The sequence below is a fragment of the Luteolibacter sp. SL250 genome (genome assembly GCF_026625605.1).
Classification (GTDB): Bacteria; Verrucomicrobiota; Verrucomicrobiia; order Verrucomicrobiales; family Akkermansiaceae; genus Luteolibacter.
Window position 1 is genome coordinate 2,976,467 of record NZ_CP113054.1, and the last position, 19,337, is coordinate 2,995,803.

A 19,337-nucleotide genomic window follows, 5' to 3' on the forward strand; every position below is an offset into this window, starting at 1 on the left:
ATGCTTAAATATCGCAAAGCACAATATGTAGTATTCTAATCCAGAAATAGACACCACATATAGCGCAAATCCTCCTCCCTGATTGCCGTCATCGGATCCGCAGGTAAGCTCCCCGTTGCCCACTTCCCTCTCGGGCGCAACCTCTAACCTTTCCTGTCGGAATGTATTTAAAAACACTGGAGATCCACGGCTTCAAGTCGTTCGCGGACAAGACCGTGTTCGAATTCGCCCAAGGCGTGACCGGCATTGTCGGTCCGAACGGATGCGGTAAATCCAACGTCGTCGATGCCATCCGCTGGGTGCTCGGCGAAACGTCCGCCAAAGCCCTGCGCGGCGGTGAGATGGCCGACGTCATCTTCAACGGCACCGAAAAGCGGAAGCCGTTGGGTATGGCGGAAGTCACCCTCACCATGGCGGATTGCGAGGAATCGCTGAAGGTGGACTTCAACGAGGTGTCCATCACCCGCCGGGTGTTCCGGGATGGCCGCTCCGAATACCGGATCAACAACACGCTCTGCCGCCTGAAGGACATCCATGACATGCTCATGGACACCGGCATCGGCCGCACCGCCTACTCGATCATGGCTCAGGGCCAGATCGACCAGATCCTTTCCTCCAAGCCGGAGGAACGCCGCGCGGTCTTCGAGGAAGCCGCCGGCATCACCAAGTTCAAGCGCGAGAAAAAGGAAGCGCTGCGGAAGCTGGAATACACCGAAGCCAACCTGCTGCGTGTCTCCGACGTGCTGGCGGAGCAGGAGCGCCGGATGAACTCCCTCCGCCGCCAGGTGGCGAAGGCCCGCCGCTACCAGGCGCTCGCCGCGGACACCCGCGTGCTGGACACCCATCTGGGTCACCGGAAGTTCGTGGAACTTTCCGCGGAGCGTGCCGAACTGGAAACGTCGATCCACGGACTGGAGGTCCGCGACACGGAACTGCAGATGCAGCTTCCGGCAAAGGAGCAGGCCGTTTCCGAAGCCCGCTCCGAGGCCCGCACCTTCGAGGGCGAACTTGCGGAACTCCGCCAACGCCTCAACGAGCACCGCAACGCGCTGACGTCCGCTTCCGGCCGGATGGCGTTCAACGAAGAAAGGAAAGCCGAGCTTGAATCCCGGATCCGCCAGAACCACGAGGACATCGCCGCCACCCGCGAAAAGCTCGCTCAGCAGGAGTTCGATGTCATCGCCGCCAATGAGGCACTCGACCAACTGAGCCGCCGCATCGCGGAGCAGGAGATCCAGCTTTCCGAACAGGAGCAGCGCACGCAGGGCACGCGCGACGAGCGCAACCGCATTGAGGCGACCCTCCGCGAAACCCGCGGCGAAGCGAACCGCACCCAGACGATCATCGCCTCCATGCAGGCGAAGATCGAGAGCGCGCTCGCCCAGCTCGAAGGGACGCGGGAACGAGCCCGCCAGCTCGCGGATGAGGAGCAGCGTCAGAACATCGCGATCGAGGAATCCCGCAGCGAGCAGACCCGCATCGCGGATGAGGTCCAGCAGACCGGCTCCATGCTCGCGGAACTGGAGGAAACCTTCCAGGCCGCCGAGCGCGGCTACCAGCACACCCGTGGTGATCTCGACGCAGCCCGCACCGCGGCGACCGAATCGAACAAGGTTCTCGCCCAGCGTGCCGCCCGCCTCCAGGCCGTCCGCCAGCTCGTCGAGAGCGGCGAAGGCTTTGAGAAGGGCACACAGAACGTACTGAAGGGACTCGGCCAACCAGACGAATTCAAGCCCGGCATCCACGGTGTCCTCGCTTCCTTCATCGAGGCGGACAACACCTGCGCCCGCGCCATCGAGGCCGCCCTCGGCAGCCATCTCCAGACGGTGCTGGTGCAGGACCAGACCGTTGCGGAAGCCATCATCCAGCGCCTCACGGAAAAGAGCCTCGGCATCGCGGCCATCCTGCCGGAGAGCTTCATCGGTCACAGCAGCGGTACCCAGATGGAGGCCCTGCCGGAAGGTGCCACCGCATGGGCGCTCGACCGGGTTAAGTCCGACCGCCGGGTGACCCCCATCATTGAGAAGCTGCTCGATAAAACCCTCATCGTCCCGAACCTCAGCACCGCCCTGCGGCTGCGCCCTAATCATCCGGGTGTGACCATCATCACCCTCGCCGGGGTGATCCTGGGTGGCGAGGGCACGCTGCGCGGCGGTGCAACTCCTGAAGGAAATGCCTCCTTCCTGGAACGCCAGAACGAGGTCCGCACGCTGGAAGCGGAAGTGGCCGCACTGACCGCCGCCGACGAGGCCGCCCGCAACCGGGTGGCCGAACTGGAAGCCCGCTTGGAGCAACTGCGGGAGGAAGTCGAAGTTTCCCGCGAACGCCTGCAACGGCAGAAGGTGGATCTCTCCACCCTCCAGGGGCAGCTCAGCCTCGCCAGCCGCGAGGTCGAGAACCTCGAAACCAAGCTGGAGAACATCCGCTGGGAACGTGGTGAACTGGAAAACCGCGAGCGCGCCGCCGCCGAAGGACGCGAGCACCTGGAGTCCGAACTGGCCTCCGCCCGCGAGCGTCTGGAGGGGCTGGAAACGGAGAGCCGCCGCCTCCAGTCGGAATCGGATTCCGTCACCCGCCGCGAGCAGGAGATCACAGAGGAACTCAACCAGCTCCGCACCGAACTGGCCGTGGAACGCCGCGCGAAGCAATCCGCCGAGGAACAGCAGAAGCCGATGGAGGCGCGCCTTTCCGAGCTGCGTGAGATCGCCATCCGCCGCGAGACGGAGATTTCCTCCTTCGACCAACGGATCGAGGCCGCCATCGCGGAGAACTCCCGCCTTGCCGAGGAATGCGAAACCCACCGCTGCGAGGTGGAGGATCTGGAAGTCGAGATCGAGTCCCGTGCCTCCGGCCGCGCCGTGCTTCTGGAGGCCATCGAAACCGCCGAAATCTCCCTCGCCGCCGTCCGCCGGGACCATGCGCAGGTGAACGAGCAGAAAGGCCGTGAGGAAGTCGCCGCCACCAAGCTGGATCTCCGCATCGAGAGCCTCGTCAACGCCATCCAGGAACGCTACCAGATCGAACTTTCCAACTTCGAGCCGGACGCCCACGCGCTTCTCGCCAGCATCGCTTCCCAAAAGGCGATGCAGGCCCGCGGCGGACGCCAGACCATCGTCTCAGGCGATGAGTCGGAGGAAGAGGAAATGCCCGTCATGGTGGTCGATGCGACCAAGAGCGATGACGACGAGATCCCGGGCGAGATGACCGGTGAACCGGACTGGTCCTTCGTCGAAAGCATCGTCACCGACATCAAGCGGCGTCTCGACGCCATGGGCCCGGTGAACCTCGACGCCATCGAGGAGTTCGAGGAACTGGAGGAACGCTACAACTTCCTGCGCAACCAGCACGAGGACCTCGTCAGTTCGAAGGCCGAGCTGCTGGAGGTGATCGAGCGGATCAACACGGAAACCCAGCGCCTGTTCGCGGAAACCTTCGCCCAGGTGAAGGTGAACTTCCGCGGCATGTTCAAGGAACTCTTCGGCGAGAAAGGCGAGGCGGACCTCATGCTGCTCGATGAGTCCGACCCGCTGGAATCCGGCATCGAAGTCATCGCCAAGCCACCGGGCAAGAAGCTCCAGTCCATCACCCTGCTTTCCGGTGGTGAGCGCTCCATGACCGCCGTCGCCCTGCTGTTCTCGATCTACATGATCAAGCCCAGCCCGTTCTGCGTGCTGGACGAGCTGGACGCACCGCTGGACGAGTCGAACATCAACCGCTTCGTCAAGGTGCTGGACCGCTTCATCGACCGCAGCCAGTTCATCATCGTCACCCACTCGAAGCGGACCATGGCCCGCGCCGACGTGATGTATGGTGTGACCATGGAGGAGTTCGGGGTTTCCAAGCCGGTCGGCATGCGCCTCACGCACTCGGACGCCGCGTCCGACGCCCACAAGGGCGAGGCGAAGACCGCCGCCCAGAAAGCCGCCCTGCGGCTGGATGCCTGACGGCGCGACAAAAAGATCTCCAGACAGGAGAGGGAAAACGGGGGTGGAGCGCATGGCCGGGTGGCCACCGCTCCACCCCCAATTATTTCCGTCCCGGAGGGATTCCATTCCCGTTGGCAAAATCACGTCCGCCACTATCTTCGGGACCCACCGTGCGCCACCTGTCACCCGATCCATCATGACCCCAACCGGCAAAGTCCGGCGTCGTCCCGTACTCGCGGTGTTCGTCGCATTCTGCTCCGCGTTGTTCTTCACGCTTACTTACGTCCTGAACCGCGCGAGCGCCTCCGATGGAGGACACTGGGCGTGGACCGCCAGCCTGCGCTATTTCATCACCCTTCCGCTGCTGCTTCCTCTCATGCCCTGGCAGGGCGGCATCCGGCCGATCCTCACCTCCATCACCGCCCATCCCTGGGTGTGGCTGAAATGTGGTGCCATCGGTTTCCTCCTGTTTTACGCCACGCTCTCCTACGCGGCCTCCAGTGGCCCCTCGTGGCTGGTCGCAGGCACCTTCCAGTTCACGGTCATCGCCGGGATGCTCTGCTCACCGTTCATCTACCAGGATGAACGGAGGAGGATCCCCTCCTCCGGCATCGCCATTTCCCTCCTCATCCTTTCCGGTGTCTTCATGATGCAGGCCGGGCAAAGCGGAGAATCTCTCGATACCCACGGATGGATCGCGGCAGGTTGTGTGATCGTCGGAGCCGTGGCCTATCCATTGGGCAACCGCCTGCTCCTCCTCCACCTCGAGCGCACCAATGAGGATCTGACCGCCGCACAGCGGGTGTTTGGAATGACCTTGGTCAGCCAGCCACTCTGGATCCTGGTGGCCGCCTTCGGTTTCACCCAGGCCGGTCTGCCATCGCCGGGCCAGGTCGGATTGGCGGCTGGAGTAGCCTTAAGTGCCGGTGTGATCGCTACGATCCTGTTCTTTGAAGCCACGGGGATGGTCAGGGATCAACCGGTCGCGCTGGGAGCAGCGGAATCCATGCAGGCTTCGGAGCTGATTTTCGCCATGCTGCTGGGTGTTGCATTTCTGAACGAGTCCTGGCCCCGCGGGGTCGCAATGATCGGGGCGATCCTGGTCATCCTCGGGATCATTTGCTTTGCCATGATCGTCTCCTGGTCATCCTCGGCCAGCAGTCAGGAAATCAAGGCGATGCGGAGCGACAAGGGCGGTTAAGCTCCGAAGCGGAGTCTCCTTTCATCGGATCAAAATCGGCCATTTTAACAAGTTATTCACAATCGCGACAACGTAGCATTTTGCACCCTGCCAATCACGCCAACGGAAACGAAATCGTAGCATTCTAGGGCATTCCGGGCTTTTGAACCAGATGTGAATAACTTGTGGAGAATCCGGCCAATCTCCCGCCACATCATCATATCTCATTCCCCATAGGTTAGTTACGAACCACAAGAGGAGTTCAAGGGAGAAATCACCGGTGAATAAACTACAATGTAAGACACGGACCCGCAATAGAAGTGATACACCCGTTCCAAGCGATTATTTCATCCCCGGGAAGTCTTGAATTCACTGCATTTCGCCGTGTAGTGCCACTTCTCACAAGTTATTCACAATCATTTTTGGCGGGTATCCTTGCTTTGGGAGAGACGGGTTCCCAAACTGGGCGGGACGCTTTCCCGGTATGCCGAATCCCGCTCTCCGAATCCTTTCCCACCACTACCCCACCACCTCATCCGCTGCGGCGGAAGTGGCCGCATTGAGAGCGACCAAGGAGTTGCCGAAAGGAGTGATCCACGTCATTTCAGACATCCACGGAGAGAACCAGAAGCTCCGGCACGTCATCAACAATGCCAGCGGACGGCTCCGTCCCTTGGTGGAAACTTCATTCGGCGACCATCTGGATGCCGCCGAGCTGCAGGATCTGATGAATGTCCTCTACTACCCGACGGAGGTCATTGTCCTGAAAAAGCCGTCACTGCTGGCGGATTCCAGCCGCCGCCACGCCTGGGTGAAGACCACGCTCGAACGGCAGTTCACCCTGATCCGCGCGCTGATCCGCACCCGCAGGCGGAAGGATGTGAAGGTGCTGGCTCCGAAAGAGCACCGGGAGTTCTTCGAGGCGATGCTCAACTACCCCGCCGGGGGGCATGACCCGGCCATGATCGACGTGCAGTTGCGGGAAATCATGGCGCTGGATCTGGATTTCGAGCTGATACGGACCGCCTCCCATTTCATCCGGAACCTGACCGTCGAGGAGTTGATCGTTGCGGGTGACCTGGGCGACCGGGGGCCGCGTCTGGACAAGGTGGTGGACTACCTGATGCGGCAGCCGAATGTCTCATTGGTATGGGGTAACCATGACGTCATCTGGATGGGTGCATGCCTGGGCCAGCGGGCATCGATCGCCACCGTGCTGAGGATTTCCCTCCGCTACCTGCGGATGTACCAGATCGAGGAAGGTTATGGCCTGCTGACCAAGCCTCTGGAGATGTTGGCCCACAAGGTCTATGGCGATGACCCCGCCGAGCGTTTCCAGGCGAAGCGGAGTGGCAAACGGGATCCCCTGCTTGTCGCCCGGATGCAGAAAGCCATCGCCGTCATCCAGTTCAAGCTCGAAGGCCAGCTCATCGCCCGCCATCCGGAGTGGGAGATGGAGAAACGGGATCTCCTGAAGCATCTGGACCACGCCAACGGGACCATCACCATCGATGGAGTCAGCCACCCCCTGCGTGATACGTTCTTCCCAACCATCGATCCAGCGGATCCGAACCGCCTTTCTCCGGAGGAGGAGGACTGCATGCAGCAGATCGAGCAGAGCTTCGTCAGTTCACCGCGTCTGTGGCAGCACATGAACTGGATGGCGGAGTACGGCCGGATGGCTCTGGTGCGTGATCAGGCGGTCATTTTCCATGCCTGCCTGCCGGTCGAGGAGTGCGGGAGATACCTGCCGCTGGTGGTGGACGGCCGTGAACACCGTGGGCCGGAACTTTTCGACGCCTTCACCAAGGTCATCAAACGGGCCTTCCGCGCCGGTGCCGCCGATGCCACGGAAGCGGACAAGGATTGGTTCTACTATCTATGGGCAGGTCCGCTCTCCCCTCTTTTCGGGAAAGACCGGATGGCCACGCTGGAAACCTACCTCATCGCCGACAAGGCCACCCACAAGGAACACAGCAATCCATGGTTCCGGTGGATCCACGACTTCGACTTCTGCGACCAGATCGCCCGGGACATGGGAGTGGAAGGCGGCGGACTGCTGGTGAACGGACACGTGCCGGTGAAGATCGACAAGGGTGAAAACCCCGTGAAGCGTGGCGGCAACGCCATCACCATCGACGGCGCCTTTTCGGAAGCCTATGGCGACCGGGGCTATACCCTCATCCTCGGTCCGGAAGGAGACACCCTTGCGGAGCACCATGCATTCCCTGATCCGAAGACCGCCGTCCTGGAGGGTCTGGACATCATTCCAAAGATGACGGTGCTGCGGACCTTCGGCACTCCCCGGAAAGTCCGTGACACGGAACGCGGTGCGGAGATCGACATTTCCATCAACCTGCTGCTCCAGCTCATCGACGCCTACCGGAACGGCGAGCTGCACGAGAAGAAGTGACAGAAGCTGCGGGATCTTCGACACGAAGGAGTCCGTTGGGAACCGGAGGCGGCTGCCGAACGTCCCACGAAGGTCACTGCCGCGCGTCCCTTTCAGCCACACGATGTCTCATGTCGGACAGCAGTCGCCTCATTTCCGGAACCGCAACACCTGCCTCCTCAGCACGGCGGATAGGCTCCTCCCATATGGGGCCCAGCTCCAGTTCACGACCTTCGACGAAGTCGATCATGGTCGATGGTCTGTAGGGCCCCATCGGCCGGGTGCGTTCGATGTTCCACTCGATCCAGGATTCCTCCACGCCCAGGCCCTGTGCGTTCGCGGCGGCCACGACTTCGTGCATGATCGCACGGATGCGGTCCTCGATGGCCGGGTCCGCCAACAGAATATCGGTGGTGACGCCACCTTCCGCGACGGAGAGGCCGTTGAACGGCACATTCCAGATGAGCTTCTCCCACTGCGCGCGCTGGAGGTTGTCCGCCGCGGAGCAGGGAATGCCCGCTGCCTTGAAGCGATGGGCGATTTCCGCAGCCCTCCCCTCAGCCCCCTCCGCATATTCCCCCACCACGATCTTGCCGCCCGCGGTGTGGCTCACCAATCCAGGTGAAAGCCGGTTGATGCAGACGAAGCAAAGTCCGCCGAGCACCCGCTCCGGGCCGACGATTCCCGCGATGGACTCGCAGTTCCCCAAGCCGTTCTGGAGCGTCAGGACTTCGGTGGCGCAATGCAGGAGCGGCGGCAGCACGTCCGGCAGGCTGGCATTCGCCGTCGCCTTCCAACAGACAATGACGAGGTCCACCGGCCCGATCTCTTCTGGTGTGTGGAAGGCCTGCACCTTGGGGAGATCAAAGTCTCCGTCGCAACTTTCGACCTTCAGACCGTTCGCTGAAATTTCATCGTAGTCCGAGCGGAGGAGGAACTTCACATTCTCCCCCGCTTGCGCCAACCGTCCGCCGTAATACAAGCCGATGGCGCCTGAGCCGATGATCGCCACGCTTTTGAAATTCCATGCCATGCCCAAGCGTCGGACATCCCATGGAGGGCGTCAAATCAGTCTTCCTTGTAACTCTCCGCGCGGCGTTCGTCGATGCAGCGGGTCAACCATTCCACGAGCTTCTCCGCTTCCTCGGATTCATGGCGCATCGAGCTGAGGGCGTTCCAGTCCAGATGGGGCCGGGAACGCGGCGCGGCGATGCGGTTGATCTCCAGCCGGGCCATGATGGCCTCCGTCTCCCGTGGATGCGCGTTGAGGATGTTCGCGGGTCGCGGGAGGTCCTCCAGGGCCTCAGTCGTCAGACCGAACGAGGTGACACCAACGCCGAATGCGGCACTGAGCTTCCGCAGGCTGTCCGCCAGAGCCTCGTCCTCCACCGGACCGGCGTAGATCAATTCCCCTCCCTGCGCCCACATTGAGACGGCCAGGGTCTGGAAAAAGTCCTCACGGTAGGTGGAAAGTGATGGCTGCAGCCTCAGACGGGCTGCATGCAGGCGGAACGGAGGGATGCCGAGGCGTTGTTTGAAAGCAAGCATCGTTTCATCCAGCGACATTTCCTCATCCGGGGAGCCGCCGGTTTCCCAATCGACGAGCACCAGTTCCGGATATTTCCAGAGGTTGCTGATCGGCGCGTCTTTTCCGAAGGCCCTGCGGAAAGCGAACGGGAAGCGTCCGTTCACCTCGTAGTAACGGGTAACCACGGCGCGGAACTTGCGGATGCGGAGCATCGCATCATCCATGCCGCCATGGTCCGCGGTGAGATCCTCCAGCCGTCCCTGGGTCATCGAAAGCAGTTCCTGGGCGCCGGACAGTTCCGGCAGCGGCGCACTGCGGCGGTAGTAACCCTGGCCTTTCTCCACCTTCGCGATCGGCGAGGCCGGGTCGCAGGACATGATGGAAAAGTGGTAGCGCAACGACGCATCCGAATAATTACCGGTGAGTTGCAGGCGGGTCAGGCGGATCAGCTCGGTGCCTTTGATCGCATCGGAAGGATTGCCGGGGAGGAGAGCGGGCAGGATGTCCGATAGCTGTTTGCGGAGACTCATGGGTGATGGGGAACGTGCGGCGCGTTCGCCGAGAATCCAATTCGGAGTGGGTCCGATCATCAAGCTTCAAAAAGGAGGATTTTAGAATTCCGCACTGCCGGTAACGGTTTTTTGAAGGAAATCACCCCGGCACTTGTCCTATCAGATGATTGAGCCATCTTTAACGTATGAATTTCAAAATCGCCTTCGCATCAACCGTCGCCCTTGTCGCTCCCGCGGCGTTCGCCCAGAATGCCCAGCAGATCCTGGAGGGAGCGCGTGTTTCCGCCACACTGACCCAGGTGGAGGAAGGATTGACGGGAAAGCTCAATGGGAAAACCCCCATTGTCCTCTTCCTCCGCGGAGAGAACATCCAGTTCCAATTCAATGAGGGCAATGATTGGCAGAAGTTCCACATGCGTCTCGCTGACAAGTCTTATGACTTGTTCGAACTGAAGGATGAAAAAACCTTCAAATTCCCTGACGAGAAGATCACCCAGCCCATCGCTGGCACGGATCTGACCTATGAGGACCTGGCGCTGAGATTCTTCTACTGGCCGAACCCGACGCTGGAGGGCCAGGAAGAGATCGGCGGGCGCCCCGCCTACAAGCTGCGCGTGAACAAGCCGAAGGGCACCACGGGCCGCTATGACACGGTCTACATCTGGGTGGACGCCAAATTCGGCGCGTTCATGCAGATCCGCGGCTTCAGCAACAGCAAGCTCCTGAAGGAGTTCAAAGTGGAGGACGTGATGGAGATCGGCGGAGGCGTATGGACGCTGAGGAAGATGCAGGTCTCCAGCTATGACGGGGACGCCGGCAAGGAACGGCGCACGTCCGTCACCACGGTGACGTTCGACAAGCCAAAAAATGCCGGTCCGAAAGGCCTCAGGAAGTGATCATTGGCCGGGGGCCGGTGCCGGGAACGGAGCCGGCCCTTGTCCGGGAGCCGGCTGCTGTTTGGCGCTGGCTTTCTCGATGAACGGCTGGAGACGGGCCTGAAGGAGCGCCTGCTTGCTCTGGGCTTCCTGCATGCCCAGCATGGCGGACTTCTGCATGATCTCCGGCATGGCCTTGACCGTCTTCTGGCCAATCGGAGAAACGTAGAAGGCATTGAGTTCCTTCAGCTCCCCGACCGTAAATGTCTGGGCGTAGAGCTTCGTCACCTCTTCGCGCAGCTTTGTCTGGTCCAGATCCTTGGTGAACCACTCCTTGTAGGCTTCCCGGAGGGCGTTGGCATCCTTTTCATCGAGCTGGAGCCGCTTCGCCAGGTTCTCGATCATGGGCGTCATGGTGGCCAGACCGGCTTCGTGCTGCTTTTCCAGACCGAGTGCCTTGGTGAGTTCCTTGGCGGCATTGAGGGCTTCCGCGGAGGGTTCCGCCTGGGCGAAAACAGCGGAGACGGAAAGCAACAGCAGCAGAAGCGGGCGTTTCATGATGACGCTGACACTCGCGCAAATCCTGAAGCGGTCAAGGAATCGTTCTGGGGGATAACTTTCCCCGCAGGATGGGTCACTTTTCCCCGAGCCAGAGCGCCGCTTGTTTGGCGAAATAGGTGAGGATCATGTCCGCCCCCGCCCGTTTGATGCCGGTAAGGGATTCCAGGACGACGTTCCGCTCGTCCAGCCAACCGGCGGCGCAGGCGCTCTTGAGCATCAGGTATTCCCCGCTGACCTGGTAGGCCGCCACCGGCAGGGTGGAGGCGTCCCGGACCCGGGAAATGATGTCGAGGTAGGGTCCGGCTGGCTTCACCATCAGGATGTCAGCCCCTTCCATCTCATCCATCCCCGCCTCACGGATCGCCTCCCGGGCATTGGCGGGATCCATCTGGTAGGTTTTCTTGTCCCCTTCCTTCGGCGCGGAATCGAGCGCGCCACGGAACGGTCCGTAGAAGGCGGAAGCATATTTCGCCGTGTAGCTCATGATCGCGACATCGGCGAAGCCCTCCGCATCGAGCGCGGCGCGGATCGCGGCGACCCGGCCATCCATCATGTCGGATGGCGAGACGATGTCCGCTCCGGCCCGTGCGTGGCAGAGAGCCTGTTGGCAGAGCACCTCCACGGTCTCATCATTGAGGATCTCCAGCTCTCCCCTTTCATTCCTGCGCACGATGCCATCGTGGCCGTCGCTGTTGTAGGGATCCAGAGCCACGTCGGTGATGACGCACAGCGATGGATGGGCGGCCTTCAGCGCACGGATCGCCCGGGGGACGAGACCATCGTCGTTGTGGCATTCGTCCGCCGTGGAAGACTTCAGGTCCTCCCCGATCTTCGGAAAAAGCACCACCGCAGGCACCCCTGCGGCCAAGGACTCCCCGGCTTCCCGGACCAGACCATCAAGCGACCAGCGGGTGCAGCCAGGCATGGATGCGATGGGCGTATCGTCCGCATCCTCGTGGAAGAATACCGGCAGGATGAAGTCCGACGGTGACAGGACCGTCTCGCGGACCAGTGAGCGGATGGCGGGTGTGCGGCGGTTGCGGCGGGGACGGATGGGAAGGTTCATGAAATGGTCGTCGTGAAGTTTCATTCGCCCACGGCCACGGCATTGGCAGCCGCGTAGTCCTTCGCGTGGGTGAGGCTGATCTGAATTTCAGAAATGCCCCGGTCATTGGCAAATGCGGCGGCGGAGCCATGGAGCGCCAGTTTCGGCGCGCCGGATGGATCACGGATGATCTCCAGATCGAGCCATCCTGCCTCCCCTCCGATACCAGTCCCGAGTGCCTTGGACACCGCCTCCTTGGCCGCGAAACGCGCGGCATAGTGGAGCGCGGCACGCTTCTGCGCGGCGCAGTAGGCACGCTCCGCATCCGTGAAGAGGCGGGAAAGGAACGGCTCACCGTGGCGGGCGATGGCGGACTCGATCCGGTCCACCTCCACCACGTCGATGCCTATGCCGTGGATGCGCATGTTTCAGAGTGGATATCCGGCCATCAGCTCCTTCATCTCCCTCACTGCGGCGGTGAGGCCCACCCGGGTGGAGCGGGCGATGATGCTGTGGCCGATGTTCAACTCCGCGAGGTGGGGCACTTCGAAAAGGCGGGTCACGTTCGCATAGTTGATGCCGTGGCCGGCGTTGACCTGCATCCCGGAAAGGTGGGCTTCCTCGGCGGCGGCGACGAGCCGCTCCACCTGGCCTTTCACCAAGTCCCCTTGGGCGTTGGAGAAGCAACCCGTGTGGAGCTCCACCATGTCCGCGCAAGCCTCGCCCGCCGCTTCCACCTGCTTGAGGTCCGGGTTGATGAAAAGGCTGACCTTCATGCCAGCGCTCTGCAGCCGCGCGACCACCATCCGCGTCGTGTCGAACCTGCCAAGGACATCCAGGCCACCTTCCGTGGTGATTTCCTCGCGGGTTTCAGGGACCAGGCAGACGTATTCCGGTTTCAGTTTCAGGGCCAGGCCGAGCATTTCCTCCGTGATGCCCATCTCCAGATTCAGGGGGGCCTTGATCTTTTCCCGGATCTCATACGCATCCGCATCCTGCATGTGGCGGCGGTCCATGCGTACGTGGATGGTCAGGGAATCCGCCCCTCCTTCGAGCGCGTCCAGGCCGGCCTGATAGGGCGACGGCTCTGCATTCGGAGAGGTGGGCATGTGCGCGTACCGCGCCTGCCGCAAGGTGGCGATATGATCGATGTTGACCCCTAGGAGCAAAGACATGCGAGGGTTCTACCCCCTCACCGCTGATCCCGCAAGGGCGGTTCTCAGCGGGTCTAATACGGTGCCAGCAGGGTGAACGGCCAGATAGGGATGTTCCGCAGGATCCAGAACGCGATCATCAACCAGGCGAGTGCCCACGCTCCTTTCACCCCCGGATTGATCCGGAAAGGAGGTGGCCGGTTCCGGACCCAACCCACCCCCTCCAGGGCCAGCGCCATCATCCCGACGGGGAGTAGAACCATCCCCACGGGATTCATCCGGAACGCCCGTGGAAGATCCCCGTGCAGAGTGGCATAGGCAGCCCGCGTCATGCCGCACCCAGGGCAATGGAGCCCGGTCACGCGGTGCATGAGGCAACCGGGATACCAGGACGTACCTCCCGGTGCGCGGTGGTAAAGCGTAGCCGCGCCGATGGCCATCACGAGCACCGCGAGCGCCACCACCAGTGCCCGGTCTTTCCTCATGGGGTCGGACTGGAAGCAGCCGCTCCCACACCCACGACAATCGCGAAGATGATGTAGAGGAGCCAGAATGCCGCCGAAACCCCGAATCCGATGAGCGTCCACATCTTGGCCTTGGACGCCGCGGCCTTGGCGCCCTCGATGTCACCGGCGACTTTCAGCCCATCGACCTTCGCGGCGAAAACGATGCCCGGGATGCCGCAGATGGGGCAGCACAGAACCGCCACCACGATCGACTGCCAGAGCCAGTTGGAGATCACTTCCCCACCCGCAGCAGGCGGAGAATAGGGAGAGACCGGGGCGCTGTAAGGTGTGGCGGCCGGAGTTTCCGGAGAAATGGTGGAAACCGGAGCCGCGGCAGAAGTTGGCCGCAGCTCCGCCACCTGGGATGCCGGGATCCAGTCGCCCATCCCATCTTTCCACACCAGATCCGCCGGAGAGACCTCACCGGAGGCGAGCTTTGAAATGAGTTCACCCTGGGCCACAGGGCCGAGCTGGGTGCCGTTCTTCGAGTAGTACCACTGCATGATTTGTCGGAGTTGCTGAACCAGCCACACCCAAGCACGGACAAGCTCCTGTGGCAATCTATTGTGATACGGCGGCGAAGATGACCAGCACGATGCCGACAACGCAGGAAATGATCTGGATGTAGCCCATGATCAGCCCGGAAATAGCCATTCCCCGGCCTCCCATGGGGAGGGCGCTGTCATTGATCTGCTTCAGCGCCAGGTGCCCGCAAATGACCGCGGGGATACCGAGGATGATGAGGCAGGTGACCAGCCCCAGGATGCCGCAGACCATGCTGGCGATGGCATTGCCGGAAGTAGGGGCGAAATTCTGGGCATAGGCCTGATAGGGGGCGTTGGGAGCAGCGTATGGCGATGCCGGATACCCGGCCGGAACCACTTGCTGCCCGGACAACTCCGGCACCTGGGCGAGCGGCAGCCAGTCCGGCATACCCTCCCGCCAGACCAGCGTCTGGAGGTTCACCCTGCCCTGTTGGATCGCCCCCCGGATGGATCCCTCATCCACCGGTCCGACCTGCTGGCCATTTTCTCCGAAATACCAATGCCCCATTTGCTGGAAAGTGTTCGCGTCCATCATCCAGCCTCCCGCTCCGGAGGCAATCTCCAAATCACCGGACTCCCCCCATGAAAACAGTTGCCGGGTTCCACTCCCCCGCTACCCTGCCCCAACCTATGATCGTCGCACCAAAGATCCGCGGATTCATCTGCACCACCGCCCATCCTGATGGATGCGCGAAACACGTCGCCGAACAGATCTCCGTGGTGAAAAGCCGCGGACTCATCGCCAACGGCCCGAAGAAGGTGCTCGTGATAGGATCCTCCACCGGCTACGGACTTTCCTCCCGCATCGCCGCCGCCTTCGGCTCGAATGCCGCCACCATCGGCGTGTTCTTCGAAAAACCCGGTGAAGCGGAGAAGTGCGGCACCGCCGGCTGGTACAACTCCGCCGCCTTCGAAAAGGAAGCGGCCGCAGCCGGCCTCTATGCCCGCTCCTTCAATGGTGACGCTTTTTCCGATGATGTGAAGACCCAGGTCATCGCCGCGATCAAGGCCGACCTCGGCCAGGTGGACTGCGTGATCTACAGCCTCGCCTCCCCGCGCCGCACGGATCCGAAGTCCGGTGAGGTCTACAAGTCCGTCCTCAAGCCCGTCGGCACCAGCTACACCAACAAGAACCTCAACACCGGCAACGGGGTGGTGAACGAGGTGACCATCGAACCCGCCGAAGGCGATGACATCGCGCAAACCGTGGCGGTCATGGGCGGAGAGGACTGGCAAATGTGGATCGATGCACTGCTGGACGCCGGTGTGCTGGCAGATGGAGTGCAGACCGTATCCTACTCCTACATCGGGCCGGAAGTCACCTGGCCGATCTACAAGAACGGCACCATCGGCAAGGCGAAGGAAGATCTCGAGCGCGTGCAACGCGAACTGGACGCCAAGCTGGCTCCGCTCCACGGCAAGGCATGGGTTTCCGTCAACAAGGCGCTCGTCACCCAGGCCAGCTCCGCCATTCCGGTCGTCCCACTCTACATTTCCCTGCTCTACAAGGCGATGAAAGCCGCAGGCAACCACGAGGACACCATCGAGCAGATGGACCGCCTGTTCCGCGACCACCTCTACAGCGGCGACGCACAGCCGGACGAAGCGGGCCGTATCCGCGTGGATGACTGGGAAATGACCCCGGAGATCCAGGGCATCGTGGACCAACGCTGGAAGGAAGTGAACACGGAGAACCTCGGCGAGCTGGGCGACTTCGAGGGCTACCAGTCCAGCTTCCTCCGCCTCTTCGGCTTCGGCCTGGCAGGTGTGGACTACTCCGCGGACACGGACACCTCGGTGGGCGTGCCTTCGCTTTCCTGATCAGGAAATGCTTTCACAAGCGGCGTACGGAGCCTCCCGGCTCCGGGCGCCGCTTTTTTTACATGGCCAGGATGAACGCAGTATAGCCCGCGCAGAGGCCGGTGAGCATCGAGAGGACGATGCCCACCTTGAATATCTTTTCCTCCCCGCGCAGTCCCCAGAACCAGCGGGAGTGGCAGAAGCAGGCGATGGACAGGTGGAGGACCGCCATCGCGCGGGCCGCATCATCGTAGATCGTCATGCCCCCACGCCTGCCCGGCCAGTAGGCTTCCATTGAGATCCAGGTCTTTGCCGCGAACAGGGAGATCAGCACGGGAAGGACGATGCCGAGCAGGATCATCTTCCTTTTCCCGCCGGTGGAAGGCGGATTCGCCAGATCCTCATAGTCGAAGCTCATGATCAGGGAGATCCCTCCTCATCCTCGAAATCCGCGTCCTTTCCGGTATTCCGGCCGACGGCCCACAGCAGCAGGCCGCCGATCGTCAGGCCGAGGAACACCACCATCCAGAACATGCCGCCCCAGCGGTCCATGTTCATGCCGAACAGGCCGCCCAGCGCCACCAGCGGCAGGAAGAACCCCGCCAACAGGTTGAGCCGGTAGGCGATCCGGCCAAGGCGGGCGGCGGAGCGGGCCTGTTGCTCCGAGCGTTCCGCCTGCCAGAACTGGAGGGTCACCCGGGCATCATTATTGAGAAGATCCGCCGCACGCTCGATCTCGCGCGCCCGATCACGGAAGGCGCGGATTTCGCGGTCATCCGGATCCATCGCCAGCGTCTGCTCCAGCGCCTGGACCAGGTTCCGGGTGGAGCGGGCCAGCGGTCCGGAATGCCGCAGGATCGTGAAAATTTCAGCCGCCGTGTCCGCTTCATCGACCACCTCGCCGTGTCCGTCGATGGCCTTCGAATAGCGGTCCAGCAACTCGCCCAGACCGCTGAGGCCCGGACCTGCTGCCTGTTGCCAGCGGCCTTCACGGTTCTTCCAGAAATAGAGGCCGGTGCGTTCCGGGACGCGCGGTTTCGGCACTTCATGGACGATCAGCAGCAGCTCGCCACGGCCCTCCAGACAGCGTTGGTGTCCGGGCCTGCCGCTCAGTTGCTCCCTCAGTTCCTCCTCCACGCGGAACTGGGCGGGCAGCTTCACCGACTCCTCGATAATCATCATGGCCCCCATCCTAGCGGAAATCCGCCCGCCGTCCATGGTCACGAACAGGTTCCCTGCGGGATTTCTTGCCAGCCTCCGCCGGATGCATTGAATGGCAGCCAACCCATGAAAAACACCGATCGCCGCGAATTCATCGCATCCCTTTCCGCCGCCGTGGCGGGTCTCGCCGTCGCATCCGCCCAGTCACAGGATCCCACCACAGGAGCCGCCGTGCTGGGACAGGGCAAATACCAGTGGAAGGTGGTTCCCGGTTGGGGCGTGCTGGATGCGGAGACTCCGGTGAAGGACTGCCATGCGATGGTGCAGGTGAAGGACGGGCGGATCTTCCTGCTGACGAACCACACGAAGAACAACGTCATCATCTATGACAAGGCGGGCAAGCTTCTTGGGAAATGGGGAACGGAGTATCCCGGCGCGCACGGCCTCACCCTGGCAGTCGAGGACGGAGAGGAAGTCTTCTACATGACCGACCACAGCCGCCACCAGTTCTACAAGCTGGCGCTGGACGGCCAGGTCCTCCGCACCTGGGACCATCCGCAGGCGAGCGGGAAATACACCAAGCCGGAGGAGTTCAAGCCCACCCACGTCGCCCTCGCCCCGGATGGCGGATTCTTCGTCGTGGACGGCTACGGCAAGAGCTGGGTGCACCGCTATGACGCGAAGGGCGAATACGTCGCCTCCTTCGGCGGCAACGAGCCTGACGGCCGCTCCCTCGCCTGCGCCCACGGTGCCTGGGTGGACACGCGGGATGCGAAGAACCTCCTGTGGGTGACCTCCCGCACGGAGGGCAAGCTGAAGCGCTTCACCATGGAGGGTGAACTGGTCGATGTGATCGACCTCCCAGGCACCAAGCCGAACTTCATCGTCCCCTTCGGCGAGTTCACCATGGTCCCCTACCTCAATGGCAACCAAGGCGACAAAAAGAAGATCCAGAGCGGCTTCATCAGCATCCTCGGCCCCGACCTGAAAGTCCTCTCCAACCTCGGCGCCCCCGCCGCGGAATACGTGGACAGCAAGCTGCAGCCGATGGGCAGTGACACGAAGCTTTTCACCAATCCCCACGGAATCCTGATCGATGACGAGGATAGCGTCTACATCGCCCAGTGGAACTCCGGGAACACCTACCCGATCAAGCTGGAACGGGTGAAGGCATAGGCCCTCCGCACAGCAACACGGACGCCGTGATTTCGGCTGCCCTTCAGAAGCCATGAAAAACAAATCCGTCCCTATCGGCCTGGCGTTCGCACTGGCTACGGTGATCATTCTGCGGATCAACTCCCAAAGAACCTTGGGATCAGCCGACATCGAAGGAACCAACCTGCGGTGTCAGATCGTTCAATCGCGATCCATAGGCAACATCGTCGGCATCGGTGCCACTGAAATCTGGTTCTCCGTGATCAATCCCGAGGGAATCTGGCTCCAGACGCAACGGATCAACATCATCGGCCACGGGGAGACGAAGTGGGTGCAGTGGGATGCACCGAAATCCATCAAGACCGAAACCAGGAACACGCTTTCCGTGATCCCCATCGAACTGCGCCTGCCCTCGGGGAAGATCATCAACGACGAAGTGGTGGTTGGCATCAACTGAACCGGACTACAGGCTGCATTTTCCTCGGACCGAACGCCGCAGCCCCAGCAGATGAGCGATTCCATCAAGGCGGGAGACAGCAACCCTTACCAAACACCTGTCGGCTGCACCAGCCAGTCCGGAAGCAGGAGAATGCTGATCATTCCCATCGTCCATGGCTTGGCCATCCTGGTTCTTGCCGCGATATCCCATCGTTTGATCAGCCTCTACACTGAGGAGCTCCAGGATATGAACACTCCGCCGGGGGGAGTGATGCGGCTTTTCCGCCCGGTGGAGAGCCGTCTTTACGGCGGCGTATTGGTTCTGCTGGGCTTCGTCTCGCTCTTTTCCGCCACCTTCAGATCAAAGAGAACACAGATCATTTCATTGGTTTCGACCACGATCTTGGCGGGCCTCCACATATCGGTGACGATCCATGCGTTTCGGTTGCTTTACCAGTATCTGACCAAATTGATCACCGATTTCCAATAGGAGGTGAATCTATCATCCATCGGAAACACGGGCTTTGTCTAAAGGAGTCCGCCAGAGTGCATACCGTTT

General features: G+C 61.8%; 19 protein-coding genes. 8 read left to right on the forward strand and 11 right to left on the reverse strand.

The features are described 5' to 3' along the window. Positions 1-161 precede the first annotated feature (161 nt). The 3 genes from smc to OVA24_RS13165 all read left to right on the forward strand — a co-directional run bounded on the left by smc (position 162) and on the right by OVA24_RS13165 (position 7,519). Positions 162-3,944: a chromosome segregation protein SMC gene (gene smc / locus OVA24_RS13155; protein ID WP_267670298.1), complete on the forward strand. Its 3,783-nt coding sequence runs from the start codon at positions 162-164 to the stop codon at positions 3,942-3,944. A 178-nt stretch (positions 3,945-4,122) separates the two neighbouring features. Continuing rightward, positions 4,123-5,127, forward strand: a complete 1,005-nt coding sequence (locus tag OVA24_RS13160; RefSeq protein WP_267670299.1) for a multidrug resistance efflux transporter family protein — start codon at positions 4,123-4,125, stop codon at positions 5,125-5,127. A 463-nt stretch (positions 5,128-5,590) separates the two neighbouring features. Beyond that, positions 5,591-7,519, forward strand: coding sequence for a fructose-bisphosphatase class III (locus OVA24_RS13165; protein ID WP_267670301.1), 1,929 nt, complete (start codon positions 5,591-5,593; stop codon positions 7,517-7,519). 73 nt (positions 7,520-7,592) lie between these two features. Here the strand turns inward: OVA24_RS13165 and OVA24_RS13170 are convergent, their stop codons facing one another. Both OVA24_RS13170 and OVA24_RS13175 read right to left on the reverse strand, forming a co-directional pair. Further along, positions 7,593-8,531: a 2-dehydropantoate 2-reductase gene (locus tag OVA24_RS13170; RefSeq protein WP_267670302.1), complete on the reverse strand. Its 939-nt coding sequence runs from the start codon at positions 8,529-8,531 to the stop codon at positions 7,593-7,595. A gap of 35 nt (positions 8,532-8,566) precedes the next feature. After that, the gene (locus tag OVA24_RS13175) at positions 8,567-9,556 is read right to left on the reverse strand and encodes a hypothetical protein (protein WP_267670304.1); all 990 of its coding nucleotides are present in this window, start codon (positions 9,554-9,556) and stop codon (positions 8,567-8,569) included. A gap of 167 nt (positions 9,557-9,723) precedes the next feature. Between OVA24_RS13175 and OVA24_RS13180 the strand changes: the two genes are divergently transcribed. Then, the gene (locus tag OVA24_RS13180; protein ID WP_267670305.1) at positions 9,724-10,434 is read left to right on the forward strand and encodes an outer membrane lipoprotein-sorting protein; all 711 of its coding nucleotides are present in this window, start codon (positions 9,724-9,726) and stop codon (positions 10,432-10,434) included. On the opposite strand, the gene OVA24_RS13185 is transcribed toward OVA24_RS13180, so the two are convergent. From OVA24_RS13185 to OVA24_RS13215, 7 genes are all read right to left on the reverse strand, one after another. Next, positions 10,435-10,971 (reverse strand): DUF2059 domain-containing protein, encoded by a 537-nt coding sequence (locus OVA24_RS13185; protein WP_267670306.1) that lies wholly within the window; start codon positions 10,969-10,971, stop codon positions 10,435-10,437. Between the two features lie 76 nt (positions 10,972-11,047). Next, positions 11,048-12,040 (reverse strand): porphobilinogen synthase, encoded by a 993-nt coding sequence (gene hemB / locus OVA24_RS13190; RefSeq protein ID WP_267670307.1) that lies wholly within the window; start codon positions 12,038-12,040, stop codon positions 11,048-11,050. A 20-nt stretch (positions 12,041-12,060) separates the two neighbouring features. Further along, positions 12,061-12,444, reverse strand: coding sequence for a holo-ACP synthase (gene acpS, locus OVA24_RS13195; protein WP_267670308.1), 384 nt, complete (start codon positions 12,442-12,444; stop codon positions 12,061-12,063). A gap of 3 nt (positions 12,445-12,447) precedes the next feature. Beyond that, the gene (locus tag OVA24_RS13200) at positions 12,448-13,194 is read right to left on the reverse strand and encodes a pyridoxine 5'-phosphate synthase (protein WP_267670309.1); all 747 of its coding nucleotides are present in this window, start codon (positions 13,192-13,194) and stop codon (positions 12,448-12,450) included. Positions 13,195-13,247: 53 nt separating this feature from the next. Further along, positions 13,248-13,658, reverse strand: coding sequence for a DUF2752 domain-containing protein (locus OVA24_RS13205; RefSeq protein WP_267670310.1), 411 nt, complete (start codon positions 13,656-13,658; stop codon positions 13,248-13,250). Then, entirely contained in the window at positions 13,655-14,182 is a 528-nt protein-coding gene (locus OVA24_RS13210) for a GYF domain-containing protein (RefSeq protein WP_267670312.1), read from the reverse strand. The genes OVA24_RS13205 and OVA24_RS13210 overlap by 4 nt, the downstream gene beginning before the upstream one ends. Before the next feature lie 58 nt (positions 14,183-14,240). Beyond that, positions 14,241-14,732 carry a GYF domain-containing protein gene (locus OVA24_RS13215; protein ID WP_267670313.1) on the reverse strand — a complete coding sequence of 164 codons (492 nt, stop codon included), beginning with the start codon at positions 14,730-14,732 and terminating at the stop codon, positions 14,241-14,243. Positions 14,733-14,854: 122 nt separating this feature from the next. On the opposite strand from OVA24_RS13215, the gene fabV reads away from it, so the two are divergent. Continuing rightward, entirely contained in the window at positions 14,855-16,045 is a 1,191-nt protein-coding gene (gene fabV / locus OVA24_RS13220) for an enoyl-ACP reductase FabV (protein WP_267670314.1), read from the forward strand. A 58-nt stretch (positions 16,046-16,103) separates the two neighbouring features. On the opposite strand, the gene OVA24_RS13225 is transcribed toward fabV, so the two are convergent. Further along, on the reverse strand, positions 16,104-16,442 hold the full coding sequence (locus OVA24_RS13225; protein ID WP_267670315.1) for a hypothetical protein: 339 nt from the start codon (positions 16,440-16,442) through the stop codon (positions 16,104-16,106). Between the two features lie 2 nt (positions 16,443-16,444). Then, positions 16,445-17,206: a CorA family divalent cation transporter gene (locus OVA24_RS13230; protein ID WP_267670316.1), complete on the reverse strand. Its 762-nt coding sequence runs from the start codon at positions 17,204-17,206 to the stop codon at positions 16,445-16,447. A gap of 105 nt (positions 17,207-17,311) precedes the next feature. Between OVA24_RS13230 and OVA24_RS13235 the strand changes: the two genes are divergently transcribed. The 3 genes from OVA24_RS13235 to OVA24_RS13245 are packed head-to-tail and all read left to right on the forward strand — an operon-like array spanning position 17,312 to position 19,268. After that, a complete protein-coding gene (locus OVA24_RS13235; RefSeq protein WP_267670317.1) occupies positions 17,312-18,361 on the forward strand; it encodes an NHL repeat-containing protein in 1,050 nt (349 codons plus the stop codon). A 52-nt stretch (positions 18,362-18,413) separates the two neighbouring features. Further along, the gene (locus OVA24_RS13240; protein ID WP_267670318.1) at positions 18,414-18,797 is read left to right on the forward strand and encodes a hypothetical protein; all 384 of its coding nucleotides are present in this window, start codon (positions 18,414-18,416) and stop codon (positions 18,795-18,797) included. A 51-nt stretch (positions 18,798-18,848) separates the two neighbouring features. Then, positions 18,849-19,268 (forward strand): hypothetical protein, encoded by a 420-nt coding sequence (locus OVA24_RS13245; RefSeq protein WP_267670319.1) that lies wholly within the window; start codon positions 18,849-18,851, stop codon positions 19,266-19,268. Positions 19,269-19,337: the final 69 nt, after the last annotated feature.

Excerpts from the sequence above, each read along its gene's own strand:
- OVA24_RS13235 (WP_267670317.1), top strand. The coding sequence starts at position 17,312 with ATGAAAAACACCGATCGCCGCGAATTCATCGCATCCCTTTCCGCCGCC.
- OVA24_RS13215 (WP_267670313.1), bottom strand. The coding sequence starts at position 14,732 with ATGGGGCATTGGTATTTCGGAGAAAATGGCCAGCAGGTCGGACCGGTG.
- acpS (WP_267670308.1), bottom strand. The coding sequence starts at position 12,444 with ATGCGCATCCACGGCATAGGCATCGACGTGGTGGAGGTGGACCGGATC.
- smc (WP_267670298.1), top strand. The coding sequence starts at position 162 with ATGTATTTAAAAACACTGGAGATCCACGGCTTCAAGTCGTTCGCGGAC.
- OVA24_RS13240 (WP_267670318.1), top strand. The coding sequence starts at position 18,414 with ATGAAAAACAAATCCGTCCCTATCGGCCTGGCGTTCGCACTGGCTACG.
- OVA24_RS13180 (WP_267670305.1), top strand. The coding sequence starts at position 9,724 with ATGAATTTCAAAATCGCCTTCGCATCAACCGTCGCCCTTGTCGCTCCC.
- OVA24_RS13245 (WP_267670319.1), top strand. The coding sequence starts at position 18,849 with ATGAGCGATTCCATCAAGGCGGGAGACAGCAACCCTTACCAAACACCT.
- OVA24_RS13160 (WP_267670299.1), top strand. The coding sequence starts at position 4,123 with ATGACCCCAACCGGCAAAGTCCGGCGTCGTCCCGTACTCGCGGTGTTC.
- OVA24_RS13210 (WP_267670312.1), bottom strand. The coding sequence starts at position 14,182 with ATGCAGTGGTACTACTCGAAGAACGGCACCCAGCTCGGCCCTGTGGCC.
- fabV (WP_267670314.1), top strand. The coding sequence starts at position 14,855 with ATGATCGTCGCACCAAAGATCCGCGGATTCATCTGCACCACCGCCCAT.
- OVA24_RS13185 (WP_267670306.1), bottom strand. The coding sequence starts at position 10,971 with ATGAAACGCCCGCTTCTGCTGCTGTTGCTTTCCGTCTCCGCTGTTTTC.
- hemB (WP_267670307.1), bottom strand. The coding sequence starts at position 12,040 with ATGAACCTTCCCATCCGTCCCCGCCGCAACCGCCGCACACCCGCCATC.
- OVA24_RS13230 (WP_267670316.1), bottom strand. The coding sequence starts at position 17,206 with ATGATGATTATCGAGGAGTCGGTGAAGCTGCCCGCCCAGTTCCGCGTG.
- OVA24_RS13175 (WP_267670304.1), bottom strand. The coding sequence starts at position 9,556 with ATGAGTCTCCGCAAACAGCTATCGGACATCCTGCCCGCTCTCCTCCCC.
- OVA24_RS13165 (WP_267670301.1), top strand. The coding sequence starts at position 5,591 with ATGCCGAATCCCGCTCTCCGAATCCTTTCCCACCACTACCCCACCACC.
- OVA24_RS13170 (WP_267670302.1), bottom strand. The coding sequence starts at position 8,531 with ATGGCATGGAATTTCAAAAGCGTGGCGATCATCGGCTCAGGCGCCATC.
- OVA24_RS13200 (WP_267670309.1), bottom strand. The coding sequence starts at position 13,194 with ATGTCTTTGCTCCTAGGGGTCAACATCGATCATATCGCCACCTTGCGG.
- OVA24_RS13225 (WP_267670315.1), bottom strand. The coding sequence starts at position 16,442 with ATGAGCTTCGACTATGAGGATCTGGCGAATCCGCCTTCCACCGGCGGG.
- OVA24_RS13205 (WP_267670310.1), bottom strand. The coding sequence starts at position 13,658 with ATGAGGAAAGACCGGGCACTGGTGGTGGCGCTCGCGGTGCTCGTGATG.